At 40.6% G+C, this 21,205-nt stretch carries 18 protein-coding genes; 8 read left to right on the top strand and 10 right to left on the bottom strand.

Annotated elements, in window-relative coordinates; all coding sequences use genetic code 11:
• Nucleotides 1-630: IS256 family transposase (locus ACTQ46_RS03680; RefSeq protein WP_441747535.1), on the bottom strand; the 630-nt coding region annotated here is incomplete at its 3' end.
• Between the two features lie 276 nt (nucleotides 631-906).
• Between ACTQ46_RS03680 and ACTQ46_RS03685 the strand changes: the two genes are divergently transcribed.
• Together ACTQ46_RS03685 and ACTQ46_RS03690 are read left to right on the top strand one after the other, a co-directional pair.
• On the top strand, nucleotides 907-2,793 hold the full coding sequence (locus tag ACTQ46_RS03685) for a cell wall-binding repeat-containing protein (protein ID WP_441747536.1): 1,887 nt from the start codon (nucleotides 907-909) through the stop codon (nucleotides 2,791-2,793).
• An 8-nt stretch (nucleotides 2,794-2,801) separates the two neighbouring features.
• On the top strand, nucleotides 2,802-4,688 hold the full coding sequence (locus tag ACTQ46_RS03690; protein ID WP_441747537.1) for a cell wall-binding repeat-containing protein: 1,887 nt from the start codon (nucleotides 2,802-2,804) through the stop codon (nucleotides 4,686-4,688).
• A gap of 174 nt (nucleotides 4,689-4,862) precedes the next feature.
• Here ACTQ46_RS03690 and ACTQ46_RS03695 read toward each other — a convergent pair whose 3' ends face one another.
• From ACTQ46_RS03695 to ACTQ46_RS03720, 6 genes are all read right to left on the bottom strand, one after another.
• Nucleotides 4,863-6,635: a Na/Pi cotransporter family protein gene (locus ACTQ46_RS03695; protein WP_441747538.1), complete on the bottom strand. Its 1,773-nt coding sequence runs from the start codon at nucleotides 6,633-6,635 to the stop codon at nucleotides 4,863-4,865.
• A gap of 456 nt (nucleotides 6,636-7,091) precedes the next feature.
• Nucleotides 7,092-7,352, bottom strand: a complete 261-nt coding sequence (locus ACTQ46_RS03700) for a DUF3343 domain-containing protein (protein WP_441747539.1) — start codon at nucleotides 7,350-7,352, stop codon at nucleotides 7,092-7,094.
• Nucleotides 7,352-8,632 (bottom strand): double-cubane-cluster-containing anaerobic reductase, encoded by a 1,281-nt coding sequence (locus ACTQ46_RS03705; protein WP_441747540.1) that lies wholly within the window; start codon nucleotides 8,630-8,632, stop codon nucleotides 7,352-7,354. Before ACTQ46_RS03705 ends, ACTQ46_RS03700 begins: the two co-directional genes overlap by 1 nt.
• A gap of 9 nt (nucleotides 8,633-8,641) precedes the next feature.
• On the bottom strand, nucleotides 8,642-9,481 hold the full coding sequence (locus tag ACTQ46_RS03710) for a 2-hydroxyacyl-CoA dehydratase (protein WP_441747541.1): 840 nt from the start codon (nucleotides 9,479-9,481) through the stop codon (nucleotides 8,642-8,644).
• Entirely contained in the window at nucleotides 9,478-10,248 is a 771-nt protein-coding gene (locus ACTQ46_RS03715) for an acyl-CoA dehydratase activase (protein WP_441747542.1), read from the bottom strand. The genes ACTQ46_RS03710 and ACTQ46_RS03715 overlap by 4 nt, the downstream gene beginning before the upstream one ends.
• Before the next feature lie 428 nt (nucleotides 10,249-10,676).
• Nucleotides 10,677-11,360 (bottom strand): DUF554 domain-containing protein, encoded by a 684-nt coding sequence (locus ACTQ46_RS03720; RefSeq protein WP_441747543.1) that lies wholly within the window; start codon nucleotides 11,358-11,360, stop codon nucleotides 10,677-10,679.
• Between the two features lie 188 nt (nucleotides 11,361-11,548).
• Here ACTQ46_RS03720 and ACTQ46_RS03725 point away from each other — a divergent pair, with 188 nt between their 5' ends.
• From ACTQ46_RS03725 to ACTQ46_RS03750, 6 genes are read left to right on the top strand one after another with little or no spacing between them, the layout of a single operon-like run.
• Nucleotides 11,549-14,077, top strand: coding sequence for a ribonucleoside-diphosphate reductase subunit alpha (locus ACTQ46_RS03725; protein ID WP_441747544.1), 2,529 nt, complete (start codon nucleotides 11,549-11,551; stop codon nucleotides 14,075-14,077).
• An 8-nt stretch (nucleotides 14,078-14,085) separates the two neighbouring features.
• Nucleotides 14,086-15,129, top strand: a complete 1,044-nt coding sequence (locus ACTQ46_RS03730) for a ribonucleotide-diphosphate reductase subunit beta (protein WP_441747545.1) — start codon at nucleotides 14,086-14,088, stop codon at nucleotides 15,127-15,129.
• Between the two features lie 10 nt (nucleotides 15,130-15,139).
• Nucleotides 15,140-17,137 carry a thioredoxin domain-containing protein gene (locus ACTQ46_RS03735; RefSeq protein ID WP_441747546.1) on the top strand — a complete coding sequence of 666 codons (1,998 nt, stop codon included), beginning with the start codon at nucleotides 15,140-15,142 and terminating at the stop codon, nucleotides 17,135-17,137.
• Nucleotides 17,134-17,601, top strand: a complete 468-nt coding sequence (locus ACTQ46_RS03740) for a YbaK/EbsC family protein (RefSeq protein ID WP_441747547.1) — start codon at nucleotides 17,134-17,136, stop codon at nucleotides 17,599-17,601. The genes ACTQ46_RS03735 and ACTQ46_RS03740 overlap by 4 nt, the downstream gene beginning before the upstream one ends.
• Before the next feature lies 1 nt (nucleotide 17,602).
• Nucleotides 17,603-18,229 carry a sugar O-acetyltransferase gene (locus ACTQ46_RS03745; RefSeq protein ID WP_441747548.1) on the top strand — a complete coding sequence of 209 codons (627 nt, stop codon included), beginning with the start codon at nucleotides 17,603-17,605 and terminating at the stop codon, nucleotides 18,227-18,229.
• Nucleotides 18,226-18,720: a phosphatase PAP2 family protein gene (locus ACTQ46_RS03750; protein WP_441747549.1), complete on the top strand. Its 495-nt coding sequence runs from the start codon at nucleotides 18,226-18,228 to the stop codon at nucleotides 18,718-18,720. Before ACTQ46_RS03745 ends, ACTQ46_RS03750 begins: the two co-directional genes overlap by 4 nt.
• A gap of 162 nt (nucleotides 18,721-18,882) precedes the next feature.
• On the opposite strand, the gene ACTQ46_RS03755 is transcribed toward ACTQ46_RS03750, so the two are convergent.
• The 3 genes from ACTQ46_RS03755 to ACTQ46_RS03765 are packed head-to-tail and all read right to left on the bottom strand — an operon-like array spanning nucleotide 18,883 to nucleotide 21,205.
• Nucleotides 18,883-19,872 carry an anti-sigma factor domain-containing protein gene (locus ACTQ46_RS03755; RefSeq protein WP_441747550.1) on the bottom strand — a complete coding sequence of 330 codons (990 nt, stop codon included), beginning with the start codon at nucleotides 19,870-19,872 and terminating at the stop codon, nucleotides 18,883-18,885.
• A 4-nt stretch (nucleotides 19,873-19,876) separates the two neighbouring features.
• Nucleotides 19,877-20,500 (bottom strand): hypothetical protein, encoded by a 624-nt coding sequence (locus tag ACTQ46_RS03760; protein ID WP_441747551.1) that lies wholly within the window; start codon nucleotides 20,498-20,500, stop codon nucleotides 19,877-19,879.
• A 30-nt stretch (nucleotides 20,501-20,530) separates the two neighbouring features.
• The gene (locus ACTQ46_RS03765; protein WP_441747552.1) at nucleotides 20,531-21,205 is read right to left on the bottom strand and encodes a DUF4956 domain-containing protein; all 675 of its coding nucleotides are present in this window, start codon (nucleotides 21,203-21,205) and stop codon (nucleotides 20,531-20,533) included.

Here is a 21,205-nt window from a genome sequence, read left to right on the forward strand (position 1 = left end):
GCTTGTTTCTGACTCGCTTTCTGACAGATGAAAACCTATGATTTCACGGTATCCTTCCTCATTGACGCCTATTGCTATCAAGAGGCTTTTGCTCCTTACCCGGTGGTTGTCCCTGGCTTTGATGTAGATGGCATCAACCATTAGAAACGGATATTCGCTTGTTAGTGGTCTGTTTCTGAAGGCCTCAACAACAGGATCAAGCTTTTTGCATAAGTCTGAGACCATGGATTTTGAAAATGACTTGCCACAGAGCTCTTCGGTTATGTTCTCAATTTTTCTTGTCGAGACACCGTTGATGACCATCTCGATCATGGAGAGGACAAGAGCTTGCTCACTGCGCTGGTACCTTTCAAACATGGTGGTGCTGAAATTGCCATTTCTATGCCTTGGAACACGAAGTGTAAGAGTTCCAACCCTTGTGGTAAGTTCTCTGTCCCTGAAGCCGTTACGATAGGCTCTGCGGTCATCAGATCGTTCATATGGCTCTGCACCAAGCTGCTCAGTAGATTGAGCTATCAGAACCTGATTAAATATTTCTTCAAGTAGTTTAGAAAATGCTTCATCCTTTGTTTCTTTTGTAAAAAGTCCGTGCAAAAGTTCAGTATCCAGTGTAATATTTAATTGAGCCATTTTGTTCATCTCCTCAGTTAGGTATTTGTGTGGTACTTATATTTTAACCGAGGACGAGCATTTTGGCTCATTTTTATTTGAAGTTTCTTTTTACACCATTATACGGACTTTATCCTCTCTCCAAACTTATTTTCCTAGATCCTTTTATAGTTAATAAAAGTATACAAAATAAAAGAGTACTTATTATGTAGAAAAGGTTATCACAACCATTCGTTTATGATAAAATAGTAAGTCAAAGCGATAAAATGGAGGAAAAGAAGAAAGGATAGTATTTTTATGGAATTATTAATAACTGCAATGATCCTGACTTCACTATTAAGTCCTCAAAATCCAGACTTGATGGAGGCGGTAAAACCGGTAGAAATTCCTGCGGAACTTACAGTGGAGCGGATTGCCGGGGAAGACCGTTATGAGACGGCTGTGAATGTAGGACATTTTTTAGAATATAAAGGCAATAAGGTTGTTTTAGCCTCAGGAGAGAATTTCCCAGATGCTCTTTCGGCAGGTGTATATGCGAATCATATCGGCGGGAGGCTTCTTTTGACGGAAAAAGAGGGGATTCCGGAAAAGGTGCAGGAAGAATTAAGCCGGATCAAACCGGAGTATACAGCTGTTATCGGAGGAGATAAGGCGGTATCGGATTTCGGCAGTCCCTATATACAAGAAAGCGAAGTGATCTTTGGTAAAAACCGCTATGAAACGGCGTTAGAAGTGGCAGCGAAAATGCCTGGGGTCAAAATGGCCTATGCTTCAGGAGAGGATTTTCCAGATGCCCTTTCAGCAGGTCCTATTGCATCGAAAGAAGATACGCCTCTTCTTTTGTATCACAAAGATTCAAAGCTCGGGGGAGAAGGGCTTGTCTTTGGCGGTACGGAAAAAATAAAAGAGGAAAATATAAAGAGCTATAAGAGAATCAGCGGAGAAGACCGATATACAACCGCGATTAAAGCGGCTGAAGCGTATGGAGATTTTAAATCGTTGATTGTTGTGTCGGGGGAGAGTTTTCCAGATGCCCTATCTGCGATGCCGTTATCGAAACGATACAAGGCGCCGATTCTTTTAACGACAGAAGAAGGGCTGCCGCTGCCTGTATTAGAATACTTGATGGATAAAAAGATTAAACATTTTATTATTGTCGGCGGAGAAAATGCAGTATCCACAAAAGTGGAGAAACAGTTAAAGGAAATCGAAAATCCGGCGGTGCGCTTTACCCTGCTCACCAGTCCCATTCAAAACGGACGATATGCAAAGGAAGTAAAAGAAGCTGTAAAGACTTATCATGAACAAGGCAGAGATCATCGAGACGGCAGTGTAGATTATGATCCGAAAGGGATATACTCAGGTTTTGTAACAGCAAGAGGATATAGAGAATCTGAGAAACTCCAGCTGGACGAAGAGGGGATACCGAAGGTACGCCAGCAAGACGAATTTCATTATAACGCTGTAACAGTGGCTCAATATGCCTTATCAACATTCGGAGAATATAGGAGAGGTCAGAGCAGTTCAGAACCCTTTATCAAAGCAACGGACAAGCTTATCGATATGATGAGCGAAGATGGCGCCTTCCGATATTCTTTTCCTTGGCACAATGGCAATACAGGCGAAGTTTATGAAAAAGGATGGATCAGTGCAATGGCACAAGGTCATGCCTTAAGCTGTTTTTCCAGAGCCTATTATCTCACAAAAGATCCGAAATATATCGAAGCAGGAAAGAAAGCTTACAGTTTCTTGATCTTGGATAAACTGCAGGGCGGAGCGATGACATCCTTAGGAGATCTCGACGAACGATTATCAGATAAAATCTTTTTCGAAGAATATGTTTCAAATCCCAGCAGCTATACCTTAAACGGCTATATGTTTACCTTGTTAGGCATCTACGACTGGAAAATATTAACAGAGACTTATCCGGATCTTGTAGGAGAAAACAGTGCGGGAAAAGTTTTTAGCGATGGGATAGAGTCTCTTTGTTATATTATTCATCTATATGATGTGGGAGGATTTACAAATTACGACCTGGGTTATATGAATTTTGACGTAGAACCTCGTTTGATTCCTGGATATCATGCGATCCATATTGAACTTTTACATAATTTATATTCCATTACACAGGTTCCAAGGTTAAAAGAATACGAAGAACGTTGGATAGAATACATTGAAGAATAGGAGAAGAAATGAAAAAGAAAATTACAGCAGCAATCCTTATTATGAGTTTAACAGCACCTTTGGGGCAGGGGATTTTTCTAAAAAAATCTTTTGCTGAGGAGGGTATTACAGTAGAAAGGATTGCGGGAAAGAATCGGTATGAGACTTCTGCTCTTATCAGCCGCAGGGTCTATAGTGAGGCGGAAAAAATACTAGTAGCTTCAGGGGAAGACTTTCCGGATGCTCTTTCTGCCGGTGTTTATGCGAATGAAGAAAATATGCCGATTTTATTGTCTCCTAAAAACGGAGATCTATCTCAAATGGATGGGGAGCTGGAACGATTAGGAGCCAAAAGTGCGGTAATTGTCGGAGGAACGGCAGCGGTAGGACAGCTTAGAAGCCGAGTCATTCAGTCAGCCCAAAGAGTAGAGGGAAAGAACCGTTATGAAACAGCGAAAAAAATTAGCGAGAATCTTGATGTTGAAGAAAAAGGATACGCTTCCGGCGGACATTTCCCGGATGCTTTATCAGCAGTGCCCTTATTAACAAAAGAGAAAATGCCATTATTATTATTTAGCGAAGGAGAATCCTTAAGAAATCAAGGAACAGGCTATGTTTTCGGTGGGAATGCCCGAATCAAAGATTCGAATATAGGCTCTTTTGAGAGAGTATCTGGTGCAAACCGCTATGATACTTCAGTTGAGATTGCAAAAAAATTTGGGGATTTTGACACGGTAATTATCGCTTCTGGAGAAAATTTCCCGGATGCTTTGTCATCGGGAGCATTATCGAAAGAATACAATGCGCCGATTCTACTAACACCAAAAAAGGGTCTTTCTGCAGAGGTTTTAAAGTTTTTAAGAGAAAAGAAACACTCTCGTATTATTATTGCAGGAGGAGAGGCGGCGGTTTCATCAAAAGTTCAGTGGCAGCTTGAAAATATTCAAGAACCTGAAATAGAATACTCGCTTTTGACGAGTACCGTGCTTCCTGGAGAATATCAAAAAGAGGTACAAGAAGCGGTGGAACTCTACCACAAGCAGGGAAGACGCTATAGCGACGGAATGAAAAATTACCGTCCATTGGAGCCGTACATCGACTTTAGAAGTACAAGAAGCTATAAAACATCCCCGGACACAGTACAAATGGATAAAAACGGGATTCCTATGGTGAAATATAATGGAAAATACTATTATAATCCGGTAACGATCGGCCAGTTTGCACTGTGTTCTTATGCAGAGTTTTATTATGGGGAAAGGGATGAAAAAGAGTTTTTAAAAGCAGCAGATAAACTATTAAGCTATATGGATAAAGACGGAGCTCTCCGCTATGAATTCGAATGGTACAACGGAAACACAAAAGAAGTCTATCCTAAAGGATGGACAAGCAGTATGGCTCAGGGACACGCTCTAAGCTGTTTTACAAGAGCCTACGAGTTAACAAAAGATCCAAAGTATATCGAAGGGGGAAACCGTGCTTTAAAGCATCTAATGCTTGAGAAAGAAAAAGGAGGGGTCCGTACAACGCTAAGAGATTTAGATCCGTCTTTAAAAGACAGAATCTTCTTCGAAGAATATGTCTCTACGCCAAACAGCTATACATTAAACGGCTATATTTATACATTGCTAGGGCTATTCGACTGGGCAAGCTTAACACAGGCCTATCCTGATATTGTAGGGGAAAACCAAGCGGAGTGGGGATTCAATGAAGGGGTAGAATCCCTGCAGTATGTGATTCATCTCTATGATGTAGGAGGATTTACAAATTATGATTTAGGATATATGAATTTCGATGTAGCACCGAGACTCATTCCCGGCTACCATGCAATTCACATAAAACTGCTTCATGCTTTATACAGTATTACAGAAGTACAACGATTTAAAGATTTTGAAGATTTATGGAAAACCTATGTATAAGGAAAAACATAAGATTTAGGATGAAATAAAGAGAGAAAAAATGTAGAGTGATAGAGTGAAGTTATGGATAGCTTTTGTTTATTTCTGTTTTCTACATCCGGTATTTTCCTCATCAGCATCTGTTACAATATTATTTAACAAAAAACCTCCGAGAATTTTCCTGGAGGTTTTTTGTTAGACTGCTTTTTTAGCAGGGAGCTGATATTTTTTTCTGTATTCTTTGACAAGGTTCTTGTAGTGCTCGTCTTCTCGAATATCGGTTAGATACTGGTGAGTCTCGTAATCATCTTCCATAATTTCGATCATGCTGGCTCCGATATTGGAACAGTGATCGGAAATTCGTTCATAGGAAGTAGCGATATTCATTAAGATCAAGCCCATGTCGATAGAACAGATTCCCTTTTGAAGCCGTTTAACATGCTTTTTCTTGACCTTGCTGTTGATTTTGTCGATGACTTCTTCTAAAGGTTCTATTTCAGAGGCGAGATTCAAATCCATAGTTTCGAAAGCTGTTACAGTCTTGTTCATAATATCTGTTAAAGCTTCTTGATAGACTTTCATTTCTGCAAGAGCTGCAGAAGAGAAGATACCGTGGTTGTCATGTTTGTCTTTGCAGTTGTCGGAAATAGTTGCTACGTGATCGCTGATTCTTTCCAAATCGCTGATGGAGTTCATAATAATAGTTATAATTCTATTATCGCTTTCGGATAATTCCAAGGCGCTTAATTTTACAAGATAGCTGCCTAGATGGTCTTCGTAATTATCGACTTTTTGTTCGATCCGAATGATTTCTTCGTGAACTCCCGGGTTGTAATTTTGGATTAAGTCATAGGACATAACCAAAGCGTTATAGCATTTCTTGCCCATTTCATTGGCAACCTGTCTCGCCTGTTGTACTGCGAAAGAAGGATTGGAAAGGAATAGAGGATCTAGTTTGTTTAACGTAGAATCTTCCATCTCTGGAATCGGCTCTTTGCCGTATACCGTAAAAGTAGCCAGATCTGTTATTTTCTCAGCAAAAGGCATAAGGATAACAGTAGAGACGACATTGAAGATACTATGTATGACAGCGATCCCTACAGGGGTAGTCACGGAGCCTAAAAACTGCATATCTAAAAAAGCCAAAGCGATTAAGTAGGCTGCTAGAAAGAGTACAGTTCCGATAATATTAAAATATAAGTGAATAAAGGCGGCAGCCTTTGCATTCTTATTGGTTCCGAGAGAAGAAATTAAAGAGGTAGCGCAGGTTCCGATGTTTTGTCCTAAGATAATCGGGACGGTGCTTGCATAAGACAGGCTTCCTGTCATAGAAAGCGCCTGCAAAATCCCTACAGAAGCGGAGGATGACTGGATAACGGCTGTAACAACGGCACCCATAAGGACTCCTAGAATAGGGTTGCTGAAAAGTGTCATAATCTGAGCGAATTCCGGGATTTCACCCAAAGGTTCTACTGCATCGCTCATGGCATTCATTCCAAACATCAAGATCGCAAAGCCGATCATAATTCGGCCGATATCCTTTTTAAAAGGCTTGTTTCCAGCCATAATCAGAATAACACCGACGATTCCCAAGATAGGGGAGAAGGTGGTAGGCTTAAAGAGCTGAACAAAAAAAGATTCCCCTCTTAATCCAGACAAACTAAGGATCCACGAAGTGGCAGTTGTCCCGATATTTGCCCCGAAGATGATTCCTACAACTTGGGAAAGTTTTAAAATTCCCGAGTTTACCATACCTACAACCATTACTGTCGTAGCAGATGAAGACTGGATAATAGCTGTAACCACAGCGCCTAATGCACAGGCTTTCCATTTGTTGGAAGTCAGACTCTGCAGGATTTTCTGCAGTTTCCCTCCAGTAAGCTTAGCCAAACCTACACTCATGGTATCCATACCGTATAGGAACAAGGCAAGTCCCCCGATCAAAGAAAGGAGCATAAAGATATTCATAAAACCTCCTACAATTATAAAATTAATGTAAAAAATATGTTAATTATTCGATTAGATTATAACGTAAGAAAGAGATTTAATCTAGATCTATTTATAGAATGTTAAATAAAAAAGAAAAGAATGTAAAAAACAAGAAAGCCCAATAAGATTTTGCAGCAAAGAGAAAAACCTTTTTAAAACAAAACACCTCTAGTATAAATAAAAAGTATTTCGCAAGTACAATATTATTTTTCATAAAAAAAAGGAAAGTGCAGCTCCTGCACTTTCCTTTTTAGGGTATATTTAATCTTAAGAAGTCTATAGACTTGTAGTAAAATCTCGCAGAGATAAACTGGTCTTTATCTTATGAAGAAAAATGATTCTTTATCATTTTTCCACCACATCTCCACTCTACCACTCTTTCACTCTCACACTCTGTTTTTTAAGACTCCTCACTCTGTTTTTAAAAGCTTTTTTTCAACAAAACTTATTGCGTGTTGGATCAAAGTCGTTTTCCGTTTCGTAGATAGAGCTGTGGGGAATATTATCTTTTTCAAGAAGTCCTTTTATTTGTTTAAACTCTTCACTATTTTTTGAGAGTACACAGACGCCGCAGCATTTTGAAGCTTTTCTAGGAGTCGGAGCTAAGGTTAAACGAAAGCCCTTTTCCTTTAAGTATTCGTAAGCGGATGTGGCTTCTTTCACATTGTTGAATAAAATATAGTGGAGGGAGTCCATTAACGATTCTCCAACAGTTCCACAAAGGCTCCGATCCTTGTTTTCAGCTGTTCAGCATCTTGGTCCGTATAATCCGTTTCGATTCCTAAAATCGGAATATCTTTTTCTTTTAATGTTTTTTCGACTTTAACACCTTCCATATCGTAAATTCCGCAGAATTTCAAGTTTACATCGATAACGCCGTCTGCATGATATTCTTCAGAAAGACGGATAATATCATCGATACGGGCGTCGTTTGGTGTAAAGCAGGCGCAGTTGATTCCGCCTAGATAACGCTGAGTAAGATTTTCAAGCATTTCATCTATCGTTTCTCCAGATTCGTCTACGAGGTTTTCAAAATATCTGGATCCTGTACACATTTCTTCTATGATTACAGCAGCTCCTGAAGATTCGATAATATGATGAAGCTTCCAGTTTGGAATAGAAAGAGGCGTTCCGGAAAGCATCAATCTTACAGCATCTTTTTCATAAACAGAGAATCCTTCTGATTTTTTCTGATCTAGTTCGTCGCAAAGCTTGTTTACCATAGCAGCGAAGCGTTTCGGATCGTCAAAGAAAGCGATCTGTGTAATTAGAAGGGTATCCAGTCCGCTGATAGGAACATTCGGCTCTTTTCTAAAATTATAAAGTCTTTGGAGAGCTTTTCTCTTTTCGTTCACAGTATGAATCGCTTCTTTTAAAGATTCTTCTGTGATCTTATTGCCTGTAATCTCTTCCAGTTTTTCTTTATATCCGTAAAGCTCGTCTTTCCAGTGAAGAAAATCTCTTTCTCTTTTCATTTGGGGAATGTCCATAACGTAAACAGGAGCGTCTTCTGCTAAGATTTCCCATGCTTTTTTCTTTCCATCGCAGGTGTTTTCGCAGACGAAAAGGTCGGCAATTCTAGAATAAGGACAGGTTCTTCCAAAACGGGCTCCGATAGAAGCTTTGATTAAAGGGCAGGTTGTTGTAGGAAGATGCTTTTCCCCTTCCGGTACCCAGAACTGGGAACCAGAGCAGAGTCCTGTGGGGATGGCTCCTGCAGCAAGGACTAATTCATCGGGTACGTGAATACAAAAAGATCCAACTACTTTTTTTCCTTCCTTTTGTGCTTCTATAAGTTCCGCAGGACGAAGACCGTGAATATCCGCTACGATCATATTAAAATAGTCCATTCCTTCCGGACGGTTTTCCTGAGAAAGATACACGTCTCCATAAGCTTGAGGCAGTGCCTCGCATAATAAATCATGGGTTTCTACATCCATTCCAAGTTCGGTCCACATTTGTTTGTTGTCTGTCATAATTTCCTCCTAGTATGTAATAGTATTCTGATCGGCATAAGGACAATCCCTAAAGCCGTGAACGATAAAATGATCTACAGGCCGGTAGTATCTGGCAATATCTTCTGTTAAAGAAGCTTCTCTCTCGAAGACCGTTGGTGTACAGGGTGTACAGGAGAGACTGTCGTCTAAAAACTCATCTTCTTCTAATGGAAAATCCTCTATAATTCCGCCGAGAGGTGCTGAATATACAGACGTTTTATTTGTGTTATTTCCTTGTACAGGGAGAGATTCGATAAAATTTTTTCTTACTTCTAAATCAAAGATATACTGTGTTTCGTAGCAGATCTTGCTGTATTCTTTCCCTGTAAGAGAGCTGTTTTTTAATTCTAGAAGAAGGCTGTCGATTTCCAAAAGCAGCTCAAAAGATTTTTCCACAAGGGAATGATCGATTGTTTTCTTTGTAAACGTCTCTAAAAATCGGATTAATTTTTCCTGCTCTTCTACAGCTTCCTCCAGATTTTTATCCTTTATAGAATAGATATAGACTAGCTTATTTAAAGGAAGGGAGTTTAAAAGTTCGACTCTTTTTGGGCAGAGATCATCGGAAATAAAAAAAGACGAAGAGTGGATAAAAGGACAGCGGTCTGTTAAAGCATAGCCTTCTGTGGAACGCAGTGCATCGCAGTAGCCTGTGCTTGGGCTTTCCTCTATAAGATCCTTATGGATGCCGTAAAGGGAAACCGGTGTAATTCCAAAGCCATAGAGGATAGGAAGAGGGATTCTTCCAAAGGTTCCGCCGATAATTTCTCCGGACATTTTTTTGTGGATAGCTGTTACATAAGCTTCTTCCCTAAAATTAGGTATCATGATTTTTTCTTCCTTCCTAGAAGTGCTGCGCCGATAGCTCCTGCGAAACGACCGTCAGGATGGGAGGTGACATTGCCTCCTAAGGCTTTTCCAAGCTCTTCCATCATATAGGGGGTATCGCAAAAACCTCCTGTTAAAAAGTATTCTGTATTATTGTCGGATGATTTTTTCTCTTGGGAACTGACTTTTTGTACGATCGAGAGAATTACACCGTTGGCGATATCTTCTTTTGGAGAGCCCTTTCCCATGAGAGAAATGACTTCCGATTCGGCAAAGACGGTGCACATGGAACTGATGGTAATGGGGTTTCCTTTTGCAGCCAGCTCGAAGATTTCACCGATAGTGACACCCAGCCGATTCGCCATGATTTCTAAAAACTTGCCGGTGCCGGCGGAGCATTTATCATTCATTATAAAATCCGTTACCATCCCGTCTTGAAGATAGATAATCTTTGTATCCTGTCCTCCGATGTCGATGACCGTTGCATCTTCTGGATGAAGAAACAGGGCTCCTTTACCATGGCAGGTGATTTCTGTAATCTGCTTGTCTGCATAAGGAACAGATATTCTTCCATAGCCGGTGGAGATAATTACAGAATTTTCTGGGGTCACTCCTTCTGATCCTAGCCATTCCAGAACCTTTTCCGAAGTTTCCCTGCTGTTCCATCCAGATGGAATCATTAATTTATGTAAAATATTTTCTTTTTTCTCGTCAAAAACAACCACTTTCGTGGCTGTCGAACCAATATCGATTCCTGTATAGTACATAATGCCTCCTTAACGGTAAAATAGGTTTATATTCACATTTATTCTAATCTTTAGAGACGGGGAAATCAAGTTGCAAAAGTATACACAACCATCTAGTTTTTAGGGATTATCCTCTAGGATGGAATGTGAAAGTAGAGGATAAGAACAGAATGAGAGAGTGGAGGAGGATAAAAAAAGAGTGAGAGAGTGAAAGAGTGGAAGAGTGGCCGATCGTTTCTAGCCAATCACGGAAGAGATCGTGATTGGGAAACGAGTGGCATGAGACCTGTTGCCAAATCAAAATACCTGATTTGGACTAGGGCTTCAGAGATATGGAAGAAACATGGGACGTATTTCGTTTGTGATGGGGATATGGATTAAGAGGATTAACTGTAAGAGGAAATCGATGTTTTCCGCTTTCCTACAATATTTTATTCACTTTTCTTTTCTTAAAACAGCAGCTGCACTCCATACCAAACTACCGGGATCAAGAGGGCTGGCAGGTAGTTCACTACTTTTATTTTTTTGATACCAAGCATGTCTAATGCCATGGCGAAGATCAAGACAGAGCCGACTACGGAGAGCTGGCTGATGACTTGTTCTGTCAACAGAGGTTTAAGCCAGGTGGAGAGGGCAAAAATTCCTCCTTGATAGAGGAAAAGCAGGATTCCTGACAGATAGATGCTTTTTCCATACATAGAGGCAAAGATAATGGAGCTTGTGAAGTCCAAGGTGGACTTGAAAAACAGAATATCCATATTTCCCTGAAGACCTGCGTTTAAGGGGCCGAGGATCGCCAGAGAGCCGGTGCATTGGATCAGAAAAATTTCGATGGCTCTTGTAAAAAATTCGTTGTCTGCGTCTTTCATTTTGGACTTGATAAAAGCGGTGGTGTTTTCGATGCGTTTATCGATATCGATGGATTCGCCGATCAGTCCTCCGAGTGCTGTACAGATTAACACGTAGGCCATATCTTCTCCTTTGACAGCTCCTTGTATTCCGATAATGGCGATGGTTACGGCGACGATAAGAAAGACGGCGTCCATAACTTTTGAGGATATGACTTTTCTAAGGGAAATTCCGAAGAAGCCTCCTAGTAGAACGGCTACTGTATTTAAAATAATTCCAAACATAATATCTCCTTATGATTCTTTTTTTAAATATGAAAAAACAAGGATTTTCTTTACGAAAATCAGCAATATTATCATTATACTATAATTATTTAAATAAAATAAATGGGTTTTCACGAAGCCTTAGAAGGGGTACTATATTTAAGTAAGGTTAGTTTACAATAATAGAAAGATAGATGAGCGAGGTTTTTATGAAAATTATTAAAAGAGATGGAACGACAGCGGAGTTTGACAAGAAGAAAATCCGCCTAGCAATGGCCAAGGCCTTTCGTTCTGTGAACAATCCTATAGATTCTGAGGAATTGGATAGAATGGTTTTAGATATCGAAAAGACAATACAAGAACGATATCCAAAAGAGCAGATTCCTTCTGTAGAAGAGATCCAGGATTTAGTGGAATTGACTTTAATCGACCATAATTATTATCAAGTTGTAAAAAGCTATATCCTTTATCGGGCGAAACACAGCATGGACAGAAAGGTCATTGAAGAGTTCGGCGATTATATTAAGGATCCGCAGATTATAGATGAAATCCGAAAGGTGCAGGCAGACTTCGACCGCACAAGATATTCCATCGAGCAGCTGTACTATAAATTTACATCCTTTGCAAAAGAAGATATGAAGGAAGAAGAATATTTAAAAGCCTTGACGAAGGCGGCGTCGGAGTTGACAGCGAAAGAGGCGCCGGACTGGGAATATGTGGCGGGACGTTTTTTGAATCTTTCTGTAAGACGGGAAATCGAAGGGTTCTGGGATGGAAAAGGCTGCGACAGTTTTAAAGACAGAATCCGTTATATGGAGAAGGAAGGTCTCTATGGAAGCTTTATTCCAGAAAGCTATAGCGATGAAGAGATCGACGAGCTGGAAGATTATATGAAGCCTCACAGAGATCATCTTTTAAACTACAGCGGGATGGACTTAATTTCGAAACGATATTTGATTTCTACCCATGAAGGAGAGGTTATCGAACGTCCTCAAGAGATGTTTATGGGCATTGCGATGCATCTTGCTTTGCCGGAGAAAGATAAGGTTCACTGGGCAAAGAGACTGTACGATATCTACAGCAAGCTTCAGGTAACGGTAGCGACTCCTACGATGAGCAATGCCAGAAAGCCCTTCCATCAGCTAAGTTCCTGCTTTATCGATACAGTACCGGACTCTTTAGACGGGATATACCGTTCTATCGATAATTTCGCCCAAGTCTCGAAACACGGCGGAGGCATGGGTCTTTATTTTGGTAAAGTTCGAGCGACAGGTTCCGATATTCGAGGTTTTAAAGGAGTAGCAGGAGGAGTGATCCGCTGGATCAAGATTGCCAACGATACTGCGGTAGCTGTAGACCAGCTGGGGGTCCGCCAAGGCTCTGTAGCAATCTATCTAGATGCATGGCATAGAGATCTGCCGGAGTTTCTGCAGCTTCGTACAAATAACGGAGACGACCGGATGAAAGCCCATGATGTGTTTCCTGCGATCTGTTATCCGGATCTTTTCTGGAAGATGGCAAAGGAAAATATCAACGGCAGCTGGTATCTTTTTGATCCCCATGAAATCATGGTGAAAAAAGGCTATTGTCTTGAAGACTCCTATGGAAAAGAATGGGAAGAAAGATACTGGGACTGTGTAGAAGATCCTGAAGTTTCAAAACGTGTAATTAAAATGAAGGATCTTGTAAGGATTATCATCAAGTCTTGGGTAGAAACAGGCACACCTTTTACCTTTAACAGGGATATCGTAAACCGTTTAAATCCGAATAAGCACAAGGGTATGATCTACTCTTCGAATCTTTGTACAGAGATTCTTCAAAATATGAAGGAGATCGAGACGATTTCTACAGAAATAAAAGATGATAATGGGGATACTATTATTGTAAATACGACAAAGGCTGGGGATTTCGTAGTCTGCAATCTTGCCTCTTTAGTTCTTGACCGAATTGACTTAAAAGACGACAAGGAAGTAGAAAGAATTATCGAAACAGCTGTAAGAGGGCTTGATAATGTAATCGACTTGAATCAGTACCCGGTTGCCTACGGGGAAGTGACGAATCAAAAATACCGTTCCATCGGCCTTGGAACCAGCGGCTATCATCATGCTTTAGTCAAAGAAGGCATCCGCTGGAGCGATGAAGAAGCCCATAGAGAGTTTGCAGACAAGGTGTATGAAAAAATCAATTACTATACGATAAAAGCAAGCATGAATATTGCGAAAGAAAAAGGAAGCTATTCTTATTTTGAAGGTTCTGACTGGCAGACGGGAGAATATTTCGACTTAAGAGGATATGATTCGGACAAGTGGCAGGAACTCAAAAAAGAAGTTTCCGAAAAGGGTCTTCGAAATGCCTACCTTATGGCCATCGCACCGACAGGTTCCACATCGATTATTGCAGGAACAACTGCAGCGGTAGATCCAGTAATGAGCCGATATTTCTTGGAAGAAAAGAAAGGATCCATCCTTCCAAGGGTGGCTCCGGGACTCTCTCCAGAAACCTTCTGGCTCTATGAAAACGCCCATGATATCGATCAGGGAGTTGTTGCAGAAATTGCAGGAATCAGACAGCGCCACATGGATCAAAGCCAATCGATCAATATCTATATCACCACAGAATATACCATGAGAACTCTTCTAAATATTTATATCCGAGCATGGGAAGCCGGCGTTAAAACCGTCTACTATGTAAGAAGCAAATCTTTAGAAGTAGCAGAATGCGATTCTTGTTCGTCTTAGGAGGAAATATGGAAAAATTACAACAGAGGGGTTTGTTTAACGAAAACGGAGATATTGAACTTTCGAAAAGAAGAATGATCAATGGAAACACGACAAATCTCAACGATTTTAATAATATAAAATACAGCTGGACCAGCGACTGGTACAGACAGGCTATGAATAATTTCTGGATCCCGGAAGAGATCAATCTCAGCCAGGATATCAAGGATTACAGGAATTTAAAAGAAGAGGAAAGAAGAGCTTACGACAAGACTCTTTCTTTCCTGATCTTTCTAGACAGCATCCAGACTGCGAACCTTCCCAATGTGGGTGATTTTGTTACAGCAAACGAGGTGAATCTTTGCTTGACGATACAGGCGTATCAAGAGGCGATTCATTCCCAGTCTTATGGATATATACTAGATACGATCGCTTCGCCGGAAGAAAGAACAGATATCCTCTATCAGTGGAAGGACGACGAAAGACTTCTGGCTAGAAACAAGTTTATCGGAGATTTGTATAATGAATTTCTAGAGAAGAAAGATGTCCTTTCTTTAATGAAGACCATGATTGCAAACTATATTTTGGAAGGGATCTATTTCTATTCCGGTTTTATGTTTTTCTACAGTTTAGGACGAGTGGGAAAAATGCCTGGAACGGTTCAGGAAATCCGCTATATCAATCGGGATGAAAACACTCATCTTTGGCTGTTCCGTTCGATTATTCTAGAACTGAAAAAAGAACAGCCGGAGCTTTTTACAGAAGATAAGATCAAGATCTACGAAGATATGATCGCCCATGGAGTCGAAGAAGAAATCAAATGGGCGGACTATGTCTATGGGGACCGTATCTCCGGACTTTCTATGAATATGATCGAAAACTATATTAAATATCTGGGAAATCTCCGTTCTACAGGACTTGGTTTTTCAGTTCTCTATCCAGGACATGAAAAAGAACCGGATTCTATGGAATGGGTACGGGAATACAGCGATCCCAACGGAATTAAGACAGACTTTTTCGAAGGAAAGCCTTCCGCTTACTCGAAAAGTTCTGTTATCGAAGACGACTTATAAGGAGACGGATATGACAAATCGTTTGGCAAATGAAACTTCTCCCTATCTGCTTCAGCATAAGGATAATCCAGTAGACTGGTATCCATGGGGAGAGGAAGCCTTTGAAAAGGCAGAAAAAGAAAATAAAATCATCTTTCTATCCATCGGCTATTCTACATGCCACTGGTGTCATATAATGGAAAGAGAATCTTTCGAAGATGAAAAGACGGCGGAAGTATTAAACAAGGATTTTGTCGCTATAAAAGTAGATCGGGAAGAACGACCGGATCTGGATACCATCTATATGGCCTTTTGCCAAGCGATGACCGGCTCCGGCGGGTGGCCTTTGAATCTCTTTTTAACACCGAAGAAGGTTCCTTTTTATGCCGGAACTTATTTTCCGAAGAAATCCATATACGGCCAGCCTGCCTTTGTAGACCTTTTAAATCAAGTGGCAAAAATCTGGGAGGAAAACCCGGCAGAACTTTTTATGCACAGCGAAAAGGCAAGGGTAGCTGTTGCTTCTGCCTTTAAACCTCGAGGAGAAGAAGCTCTATCCGGAGAAATCATTCGTGAAACTTATGAAACTTTAAAATCGAATTATGACGAAAAATACGGAGGATTTTCGGAAAAACCGAAGTTCCCTTCCCCGCATCAGATGCTGTTTCTGCTGAGATATTATAAAGCGGCAGGAGAGATGGAAGCCCTAGAAATGGTTAAAGGCCAGCTGGAAGGTATGGCGAAAGGCGGTCTCATGGATCATGCGGGAGGAGGATTTGCCCGCTATAGTGTAGATGAAAGATGGGAGATCCCTCATTTTGAAAAAATGCTCTATGATAATGCTCTTATCGCCGAAAGCTATATCGAAGCCTATGCTATAACGAAAAAAGACCGATTTAAGAACGTTTCAGAAGAACTCTTCCATTATATCGAAAGAGAGATGACCTCGCCTCACGGAGCCTTTTACAGCGCACAGGACGCAGACAGCGAAGGGGAGGAGGGGAAGTTTTATGTATTTTCTCCTTCTGAAATTGAAGAAGCCTTGGGAGAAGAGGCGGAGTGGTTTATCGATTTTTATGGTATCACCAAAAGAGGAAACTTTGAAGGGAAAAATCATTTAAATCTGATCCATAAAGATTCTCTGAAACGAGAGGATTTAGAAAAAGCAGAACCTCTTCTCGATCGTCTGTACGAATACAGAAAGGACAGAGTTCCTCCATTTAAGGACGATAAAATCCTGACATCCTGGAACGGTCTTATGATCAGTGCTCTTTCTCTAGGCGGGAAAGTCTTTAAAGAAGAATCCTATCTTCAGTCCGCAAGAAAAGCAGCAGACTTTATCTTAAATTACCACATCCGGGAGGCCGTTCTATATAACAGCAGCAGAGAAGGGAAACTGGGGGATTCAGGAACCTTAGAGGACTATGCGTTCTTAATTCATGGATTGTTGAATCTTTATGACGCCACATTAGAAGATAAATGGCTTTTCCATAGCAGAATGTTAACGGAAAAAATGATCGAAGATTTTATCGGCGGAGAAGACGGTGGTTTTTATATGACCTCGAAGGATAAAACAGACTTGATTATGAGACCGAGAGAAACCTATGACGGAGCTATGCCTTCCGGTATTTCTATGGCGGTGATGGTGCTCGCTAAGATTTCCCGCTTAACAGGAGTGGTAAGATATCGTGAGATTATGGAAAGACAGTTTAAAGTCTTTTCTTCGAATTTAAAAAAAACACCAGGAGCCCACTGCTATTTTATGGCGGCTTATCTTACAGCCAATATGGGGCATAAGGCCTATCAGCTCTATACAGTTTCAAGTGAAGAAGCCTTGGAGTATACGGAAGTGTTCAGACAGGAATACCGTCCTTTCGACACCTTGATCAGTTTAACGAATGAGGGGATTCTAAGGGAGCTTTTTGATCTGGAAGTTCAAGAAGCGCCGGCTTTGCTCATCTGCCAAGAAGGATCCTGCCAAAAACCCTTAGAAAGGAAAGAGGATATAGAGAAGGAATTAAAAATATGAGTGTTGAAAAAGCAAGGAGATTTTTAAAGCAGCATCATCTGGGAGATCGAATCAGAGTTTTTGAAGAAGGGACAGAAACAGTGGAAAAGGCAGCGGAACAAGTCGGCTGCCTCCCTTCTGAAATAGCAAAATCCATGGATTTTGAGATCGATGAACGATGTATCCTTATTGTGGCTGCGGGAGATATCCGTATTGACAATAAAAAATATAAAGAAGAATTCGGCAAGAAAGCCAAGATGATCAAAAGAGAAGATCTCATTGAAAAAATCGGCTATCCTATGGGAGGAGTCTGTCCTTTTAACGTGAATGAAGATGTGGAAATTTATATGGATCATTCTTTGAAACGTTTTGAGAATGTTTATCCTGCCGGCGGCAGCGAGGATAGTGTCGTAGAATTAAGCCTTGAAGAGTTGGAAAAAATCATACAGCCTGTAAAGTGGGTGGAGTTGGAAAGAGAGGTATAATATGAGCGAAAAAGAGAGAATGATTGCAGGAAAACTTTATAATGCTGAAGACAAAGAGCTGAGAAAACGTTATGAAAAAGCTAGACGATACAGCTATGAATTTAACCGGACAATGCCGGAGGAAATCGAAAAAAGAGAAAAACTTTTAGATGAATTATTAGGAAGCTATGGGGAAGATGTTACGATTACACCGCCTTTTCGATGCGATTATGGAAAACAGATCCATATCGGGGATCATTTCTTCGCAAACTATGACTGTATTATGCTCGATGTAGCAGAAATCCGTATCGGCGATAATGTGAATTTCGGACCTCGTGTAGGGCTCTATACAGCTGCTCATCCATTGGATCCGATGGTGCGCAGAAGAAAGCTTGAGTATGGAAAAGCGATCACCATAGAAGACGATGTATGGATCGGCGGAGATGTAGTAGTAAATCCCGGAATTACCATCGGCGAAGGTTCTATCATAGGTTCCGGCTCTGTAGTAACTCGAAGTATCCCGAAGAACGTAGTAGCGAAGGGCAACCCCTGCAGAGTGATTCGGGAAATAACAGAAGAAGACAAAAGGTATTGGAAAGCGCTGGAAGAAGAATACGATGAAGAGATAGAAAGGGAACAGTCCGAGTGAAAGCCTATGAGAGATGGTATGAAGGGATAGAACAGTATTTTAGAAAATGGGAGATGTTATTCGATCTTCTTGTATTTTTTAATACTTGGATACCGAGACTTGTTTATATTTCCTATCCGCTGCTCCTTTTGTTCTTGATCTTTACAAAAGATGAAAGGGCTGTAAAAGTACTTCTTGTGCCTTTTGCAGCCTTTCTTTTTACAACGATCATCCGAAAAGTCAAAAATGAACCTAGACCCTATGAAAAATATACTATCCGCCCTTTGATTCCCAGAGAGAAAAAAGGAGAGTCTTTTCCCAGCCGCCATACATTATCGATTTTAATTATTGCTATGGCTTTTTTATACATAAATACAGCCTTGGGAATTCTTTTTCTGCTTCTGGGCGTACTCTTGGGGATAGTCCGGGTCGCCGCAGGAATCCACTTTCCAAGGGATGTTATCGCAGCAGCTCTTATAAGTTTGATATTCGGGCTGATCGGATTTTTCTAAGAAGAGAAAGCGGTTATATGAAAAATAAAGACTAAAAAAAACAGGCTTCTAATAGCCTGTTTTTTAATCGAAAAGTTATTCGTTTTTTAGGAGAAGAAAGGGTGTATAACTCCACACCCCCTTTCTCCGCTTTCACACTTCTTTTTAAATATTCTTCATTTTTTAATCGTCGTCATCGTCATCGTCGTCATCATAATCGTCGTTATAGACCGGGGCTCTTCGAACAGGAGCTCTTTGTGCGGGAGCCTGTCTTCTAGGCTGAACTCGCTGAGGCTGGCGCTGAGGAAGGGGTTGAGGAGCAGGAGCGGCACGTCTTTGCTCTTCTTGACGGCGCTGTTCTTCCCTTTCGGCTCTTTCCCGCTCTTCCTGAGCTCTTCTTTCTTCCTCGGCTCTTCTTTCCGCTTCAACTCTTCTGATTTCTTCTCTTCTTTGAACGTCTGTATCTGTTTGATAATACTGTCCCCGTTGGCCTAAGATTTCATTTTTTCTTTCTGGTGCAAAGAGAAGTGCATCTTCATCGGACCAAAGGGGAATTTCCCTTTCCCGAATCAAATCGGCACTTAAGGAATTGCCGGCGGATTTTGATTTTTCATAATCCTCTAGGGTGCCGTTCATCAAAAGGATTCCGATCTTATTTGAATTGTTCTGAAGGGATGCCAACAGCCCTTGAATTTTAGAGAATTCTTCCTGAGAATATGTGGAAGAAAGGATCAGATCCTGTATACCAAGGTTGTCTGCATACTCTATAAGAAGAGGAACAGCTTCTTCTAATGTTTTGCCGATAAAATCTTTTTCGCTGATCTGGCCTGACGGGTCATGGAAATATTTTATACGGCCGTCTTTTCGAAATTCCATCGTTAGGGGATGGGAAGCTGTTCCCATTGCCATGGCAGCATAAGTCTGATTTCTCACCATGCTTGCAAAGACACCTGTAAATAGAAGTACAAACACGGCAGCGGCGGCGATATATCGCATAAAAGGAATAGTATTTTTCTGAGAGTAGGAAGACTGAAAGCGGTCTTCTTCTACATAATAGATCCGGTCTCCGATCTTCATATCCTTTTTTCTTTTTATTCGATGAACCCTGCCGCCTTCATCGAGAACGATAGCGTATTTTTCCGATAGTTCTAGTACAATTGCTTCATTATGCATAGGTTCACCTCTTAATCCAAAGGATTAATTGTTCATATTTCTTATAGAAAACAATAATGATGGACAGGATAAATACTTTGCTGCCTTTTATAATCTTTTCTGTAACATTTTGTTTTGTCGAGATCAGGCGGATCGGCAGCCGTTTTTTTTCGTAGATAAAACCGGTTACTTCGCCATCGCTGCTGGATTTTTCGGAAATATCAATGGCTCTTATGCGTGTATCACTATGCTTTGGAGAGCTTTCCACTAGATGCTCAAAAGTGATGGAAAACTGCTGGAGCTCTTTTGCCCATTCTATGATTTCTTCTTTCAATGGATTGTCGTTTTCAGGATCTTCTCCGAGAAAGATTCCCTGCTCTTCCATTTCATCGATAGAGGCAACCCGCTTATCTTTTTGTTCTTTTTTTAGCTGATTATACAAACGGCTTTTGATCACAAGCTTGGCAAAGGGCAGAAAAGGCCCTTTGTCTAGTTCGTATCTGTGATAAGCCTCTTGAAAGGCTTCCATGGCGATGGACAAATACAGGTCGCTGTCTGCAGATACGTATTTCCCGGTAACATCGCTAGTGGATTTTATAATAAAACCGTAATGTTGTTTAATCAAATTATCCATATCATTATTGTTCATTTGATCACCTTTCTATTGAAAGACTCTCTTTTAAATGATTTCTGAACTTGGTGTTAATAGATTTACAGTATCTACCCCCGGAATTTCCTTTAATTTCATTGCTAATATAAGCTCTTCATGGCTTCTGGAATTTCCTTTGATTTCATAAACAAGTTCGAATGAGTCTTCTAATAAGTTTTGTGCTTTTAATTTTGATGCGCTGTTGTATTTCATTATTATATCAGATAATACAGTTACATTGGTTTGGCTTCCACGTACAACCAATAATAAATTTTCGCTTTTTTCGCTGTTATCTCCTGTTGCAATCATCAAAATACTGATGAGGATAGAACCTATAATACCAATTCCAAATGTTTGAGTAGAACAGATAACTCCGATAGCCATAGACCAGAATACAAAGCCCAAGTCCCTAGGGTCTTTCGTATTGGTACGGAATCGGACGATAGACAAAGAACCCATCATACCTAGAGAGAGTGCCACATTGTGTCGAATAATACTCATTATAAGAGTAGTTACTAAGGCTAGCATTACCAATGTAATGTTGAACTTCACATCGTACACGATTAGGCTGTGGCTTTTTTTAAAGGTAATAAACATCAGTCCAGACAAAAGAAGAGCCATTCCTAAACTAAGAAAGATTGCCTCCAAACTGATGTCGGGAGCGTTTTCCATACCAGACTGTTGTAAAAATTGATCAATATTCAT

It is taken from the genome of Gallicola sp. Sow4_E12 (genome assembly GCF_052116305.1).
GTDB lineage: Bacteria > Bacillota > Clostridia > Tissierellales > Peptoniphilaceae > JBQKLI01.